We start from the raw sequence: 4,691 nt of genomic DNA on the forward strand, positions 1-4,691 counted from the left end.
TGGATTAGTCATGGCAACTAAGACCTTTTTATACATCTCTCTAGCCGTCCTTCGTTGCTTATCTCCCATCTCCACATAATAATCAAGTCCGGGCGCAGCATTAATTTCGATAACAAAATACTGGCCAATTGGGTTTTCAATTGGTGCGGCCGTAATGATGTCAACGCCGCTATAACGTAAGCCCATATCACGAGATAGCCTTATGGCAGTTTCTTTATAGCTAGGATGCATAACATCGGTAACGTCAATGGCGTCTCCACCCGCAGATAAATTTGCGTTGTCTAGTAGAGGTAAAACTTTGTCAGGGGCGGGTATTACATCAAAGTTTAAGCCTGAACGCATTAGCTTCCTTTTGATTTTAGGATCGTTAGTTTTAATTACCGTTATCACGGTCCATTTGGCGAAATCTTTCTTGCTTGATTTGGAGTAATTGAATTATTGAATGGACTCCGTCTCCTTCGACAGATAATGGCAACCGACGATATGAAGCAATAACTTCCTGATCTAGGACTACAATTCTGTAGTCATCGCCCTCAACGAAGCGTTGCAAAATGGCTACACGGTCCTTAATTTCATTAAATATATACTCTAGTCCAACAACAAGTTCCTCCTTCAGGTATGAGATAGTCCATGAGTTTCATAAAATAGGCAGCATATCCCTTATCTTTTTGCGTTATCACCAGAGCTTTGTCCATTTAAGTCAAAGCTTGTATTGCGAAAGTAAAATATTCTGCCGTCTTTGGTTTTTATCTGACCAACGTAACCATATTCAGGTTCAATATGCACTTCTAGTCCCAACTCGGGAGCTATTTCAGCTATCATACTATACTTGCTAGAAACTTTATTTTGTCCTCTCACGGTTCTACTTCTTTTAACATAAGCAGACGTGTATTATACTAGAAACAAAGGTCGGTGTCAAAAAGCTGTAGTCTTAAAATTGACAGCCTAAGTGGTTTTGTTATAATAATGGCTATATGAATCCACGAGTTAACTCCTTGAATATTATTCTTCTCTATGAACCAAAAAAAACTTAATTTAAAAATAAACAGATTTGATCTTTTTTTCGCCCTTTACATCTTTTGCATCATTGTCTCAGAGTTGATGGGGATAAAGACTTTTATTGAAACACCCTTTGTTTATTTAAGTGAAAATTATTATGATTATGGTTGCTACCCTGAATGGAAAAATAACAAAGGGCAATGACCCAGATATTTATAAATGGACATCTAAGGAGGACAAGAAATATTTTTCTTCTCTTCTTAAGAAAAACAATTTGATGTGATGGGGAGCGAAACTTACGAAGCAGCGCGAAAAAACATAAAGCTAGATGGTAGCCAATTAAGAATCATCTTAACAAGGAACCCTGGAAGATACAGTGCAAATGCTGTTCCGGGAAAACTTGAGTTTAGTAATGAGTCGCCACAACAGCTTGTCAAGCAGTTGGAAAACAAAGGTTTTAAACAAATGCTACTTCTTGGAGGAGGAACGATAAATGCTTTATTCTTAAAAGAAAGCCTCGTTGATGAATTATATCTTACTCTGGAACCTAGGATTTTTGGAAAAGGAAAAACACTTGTTAGGGAAGGGGAATTTGAAGTATTACTGGAACTGATGAACATTAAAAGATTGAATCAGAGTGGAACATTATTATTAAAATACAAAATTTTAAGTTAGTTGAATCTATGAAAACGATTCCAATAAAAACCCGTAAAATAACTTCTCCACAGGCTTTGCCTCAAGTAATTAATCGATATATATCTTCCTTCAAAGAGAAATCCATCGTCGTTGTGACTTCTAAAATTGTTTCTATTTGTGAAGGGCGTGTAATAAAGATAGGAGAAATAGATAAGAAAAAACTGATAGAACAAGAAGCAGAATATTATCTGCCATCCCACGGGAACAAGTATAATATCACACTTACTATAAAGAGAAATCTTTTAGTTCCAACCGCGGGTATTGATGAGTCAAACGGAAATGGGTACTATGTTCTTTGGCCAAAAGACCCACAAAAAACAGCCAACGAGATAAGGGAATACTTAAAGAAAAAGTTTTCATTGAAGCACGTGGGAATTATTATAACTGATAGCAGAACTACTCCTTTAAGATGGGGAACAACAGGAATAGCAATTGCTCATAGCGGTTTTTCGGCCTTAAATAATTACATCGGAAAACCCGACATTTTTGGTAGGCCTTTACATGTAACCAAAGCCAACATTGTGGACGCCCTAGCCGCTACCGCAGTTTTAGTCATGGGTGAGGGAAACGAACAAACACCTCTTGCTATTATAGAAGATGTGCCCTTTGTTAAATTTCAGGATAGAAATCCTTCGAAATTTGAGCTTAAAGGACTTCAAATATCAATGAAAGACGATTTGTATGCCGCTTTGCTAAAAGGAGTAAAGTGGTTAAAGGGAAGAAAATAGTTTAAGCATTTTTTTTCTCATTTGAACGCCAGGGAAACAATTGGTTCGAACTCGCAAAGGAATTCTTGTTAGGGCTTAATAGCAAAAAAATTAAAGCTCTAAAAAGAAAGTACCAAGAACTTTCAGAATTTGTCAAAAAGATGGGTTCGAAGTTTTCTTTGGTTGACAAAAATATTGATTTTAAGCTCCAAAATAAATAAGGGCTCGCTTTGCGAGCCCGTCTTGTTGCAAACTGTGAGCCTCCGTTGTCTTCTTTCGAACTCTATAATAGATAAGTTTATCAAATTTTTGAAGGAATTATCTAAAATATCTCAAACACAAGAATACAATTTAATCCCCTCTACTTTACCTATTTGATAATTATCGAGATTTGCTATAGATGTAGAAAATAATACTTTAAATTTTGATAATCACATATACTTTTGCTTTAAAAAACATCTATAATAAAATTACACATGTCTAAAGACGAGATTAAAAAATTATTATCAAAGATTAAAATAGATTACTCCTGGTCATTTGCTGACAAGACAAGGAAAGATACTGCCTATATAACCCATGGTTATCATCGTTATCCTGCTAAATTTATTCCCCAGATCGTATCTCGATTGGTCGAAAAATATACAACAAAAAATGATTTAGTTGTTGATCCGTTTGGAGGTTGTGGCACAACATTAGTTGAATCTAAAGTTCTTGGAAGAAAATCAATTGGCGTAGATATAAATCCTGTTGCTGTGTTGATTACAAAGGCAAAAATTACTCCAATATCGCCGATTAAATTAGAAAAAGCATTTATTGAATTAAAGAACAAATTAAATTTCTATTCTGAACACATTAAAGTTCAGTTGCCTATACATGACCGAATTGATTATTGGTTTAAGCCCGAAGAGAAAAGAAAATTAGCCTTTATTTTCAAAAAAATTATCTGAATTAAATAATTTTTAATGATAAAATTGTCTTATGCAACGATATAAATTCCATCTTTTTATTACTCCAATTTTTTATGAAAAGAGTTTTGAATATGGGTTATTTGGCGTCGGTCGCACACAAATGAATCAAATAGCCAATGTTCATAAAGGTAATTTCATTTTTATCTACACAACACAAAAAATTGGAAACAGAACTCGCCCTTTTATTTATGGACCATTCAAAGTTGTTTCAGAGCCTTTTTATAATGATGAATTGGTTTGGGCAAAAGATGAAAATGGAAAAGATAAATATCCTTATCGTGTAAAAATTGACACGACTGTTGAACATATTTGCGAAAAACCGATTTCAGCGCAAAAACTTTATGATCTACGGGAAGAAGGTAGAATAAAATCCGTTATTGATAGTTCAGCGCTAATCAATAAAAGCATTATAAATCTTTTACCAAGCGAAGGGAAATTAATACTTGAATCATTAGTACAACAAAATGCTTATGGTTCAACAAAAGAAAGCCCTAAAAAAGGTCATAATCAAGAGGAAAATAATTTTGATCCACGAGAATTTTTGGGGGAAGGATTAAAAGAGTTTCGTTTAGAGTCTCAACTTGAAACTTATTTACTGAACGATCAGAACGAGTTGAATTCCTTAACCCAATTTGTGAACGGAGATAAATCACAATATTTTGTTGACATTTATAATCAGGTTAGCACTTATATTGCTGGTGGCGCAGTAGATATTATTGCTGTTTATGAAAAAAATTTGTTTGATATGTGGCTCAAACTTGGTGTAGGTGTGTTTGAGTTAAAAAAAGGTGTTTTAGAATCAGATTCAATTGACCAGTTAATCGAATATATTGAATGGACAGCAAGATTGTTTCCTGGGATTAAAAAAGAAATGATACAAGGTATTGTAGTTGGTAGAGATTTTGGTAATCAAAGAGAGCGAGAACAGGAAATTATCAAGAAATTTGATGATTATGATAGATTATATAATTTAGCGTGCTATACATATTCTGTTGATGAAAATAGTAAAATTATTTTTAAAAAATTAACAAGATGAACAAAAAACTTTCAACAATAATAAATATTAATGAGATTCATAGTATTTGTAAGGAATATTTTGAAGACAATAAAATAGAGTTTTCAGAAGAGAAATTTGAAGAGTTTTTGAAATTTTTAGAAATTGATTTTTATGATTGGGTAAAAGAAAATATCAGGCAATTTTATAATCGGAAAAAAGAATAATTTTTCTAATCAAAACTATGGAAATTATAAATTTAATGGAGTTACGCCCGCTTTAGTTATTTGGAATTTATTACAAAGGTATACTAAGGAAAATGATTTA

8 protein-coding genes are annotated in these 4,691 nt (G+C 33.3%); 5 read left to right on the plus strand and 3 right to left on the minus strand.

The annotated features are described in order from the left end of the window. The 3 genes from GW846_06065 to GW846_06075 form a co-directional block, all read right to left on the minus strand. On the minus strand, positions 1-342 hold a 342-nt coding region (locus tag GW846_06065; protein NDK10310.1), incomplete at its 3' end, for a cyanophycin synthetase. Positions 343-373: 31 nt separating this feature from the next. Continuing rightward, complete coding sequence (locus GW846_06070; GenBank protein ID NDK10311.1) at positions 374-655, minus strand: hypothetical protein; 282 nt, start codon at positions 653-655, stop codon at positions 374-376. A gap of 5 nt (positions 656-660) precedes the next feature. After that, positions 661-822: a hypothetical protein gene (locus GW846_06075; protein ID NDK10312.1), complete on the minus strand. Its 162-nt coding sequence runs from the start codon at positions 820-822 to the stop codon at positions 661-663. A 459-nt stretch (positions 823-1,281) separates the two neighbouring features. On the opposite strand from GW846_06075, the gene GW846_06080 reads away from it, so the two are divergent. The 5 genes from GW846_06080 (at position 1,282) to GW846_06100 (ending at position 4,591) form a co-directional block, all read left to right on the plus strand. Further along, complete coding sequence (locus GW846_06080; protein ID NDK10313.1) at positions 1,282-1,674, plus strand: dihydrofolate reductase; 393 nt, start codon at positions 1,282-1,284, stop codon at positions 1,672-1,674. Between the two features lie 8 nt (positions 1,675-1,682). Continuing rightward, the gene (locus tag GW846_06085; GenBank protein ID NDK10314.1) at positions 1,683-2,423 is read left to right on the plus strand and encodes a putative folate metabolism gamma-glutamate ligase; all 741 of its coding nucleotides are present in this window, start codon (positions 1,683-1,685) and stop codon (positions 2,421-2,423) included. A 455-nt stretch (positions 2,424-2,878) separates the two neighbouring features. Next, positions 2,879-3,358, plus strand: a complete 480-nt coding sequence (locus tag GW846_06090) for a site-specific DNA-methyltransferase (GenBank protein ID NDK10315.1) — start codon at positions 2,879-2,881, stop codon at positions 3,356-3,358. A gap of 22 nt (positions 3,359-3,380) precedes the next feature. Continuing rightward, positions 3,381-4,427 carry a hypothetical protein gene (locus tag GW846_06095; GenBank protein NDK10316.1) on the plus strand — a complete coding sequence of 349 codons (1,047 nt, stop codon included), beginning with the start codon at positions 3,381-3,383 and terminating at the stop codon, positions 4,425-4,427. After that, positions 4,403-4,591 (plus strand): hypothetical protein, encoded by a 189-nt coding sequence (locus GW846_06100; protein NDK10317.1) that lies wholly within the window; start codon positions 4,403-4,405, stop codon positions 4,589-4,591. Before GW846_06095 ends, GW846_06100 begins: the two co-directional genes overlap by 25 nt. Positions 4,592-4,691 lie beyond the last annotated feature (100 nt).

It is taken from the genome of Candidatus Gracilibacteria bacterium (assembly GCA_010119145.1).
GTDB lineage: Bacteria > Patescibacteriota > Gracilibacteria > BD1-5 > UBA6164 > JAACSU01.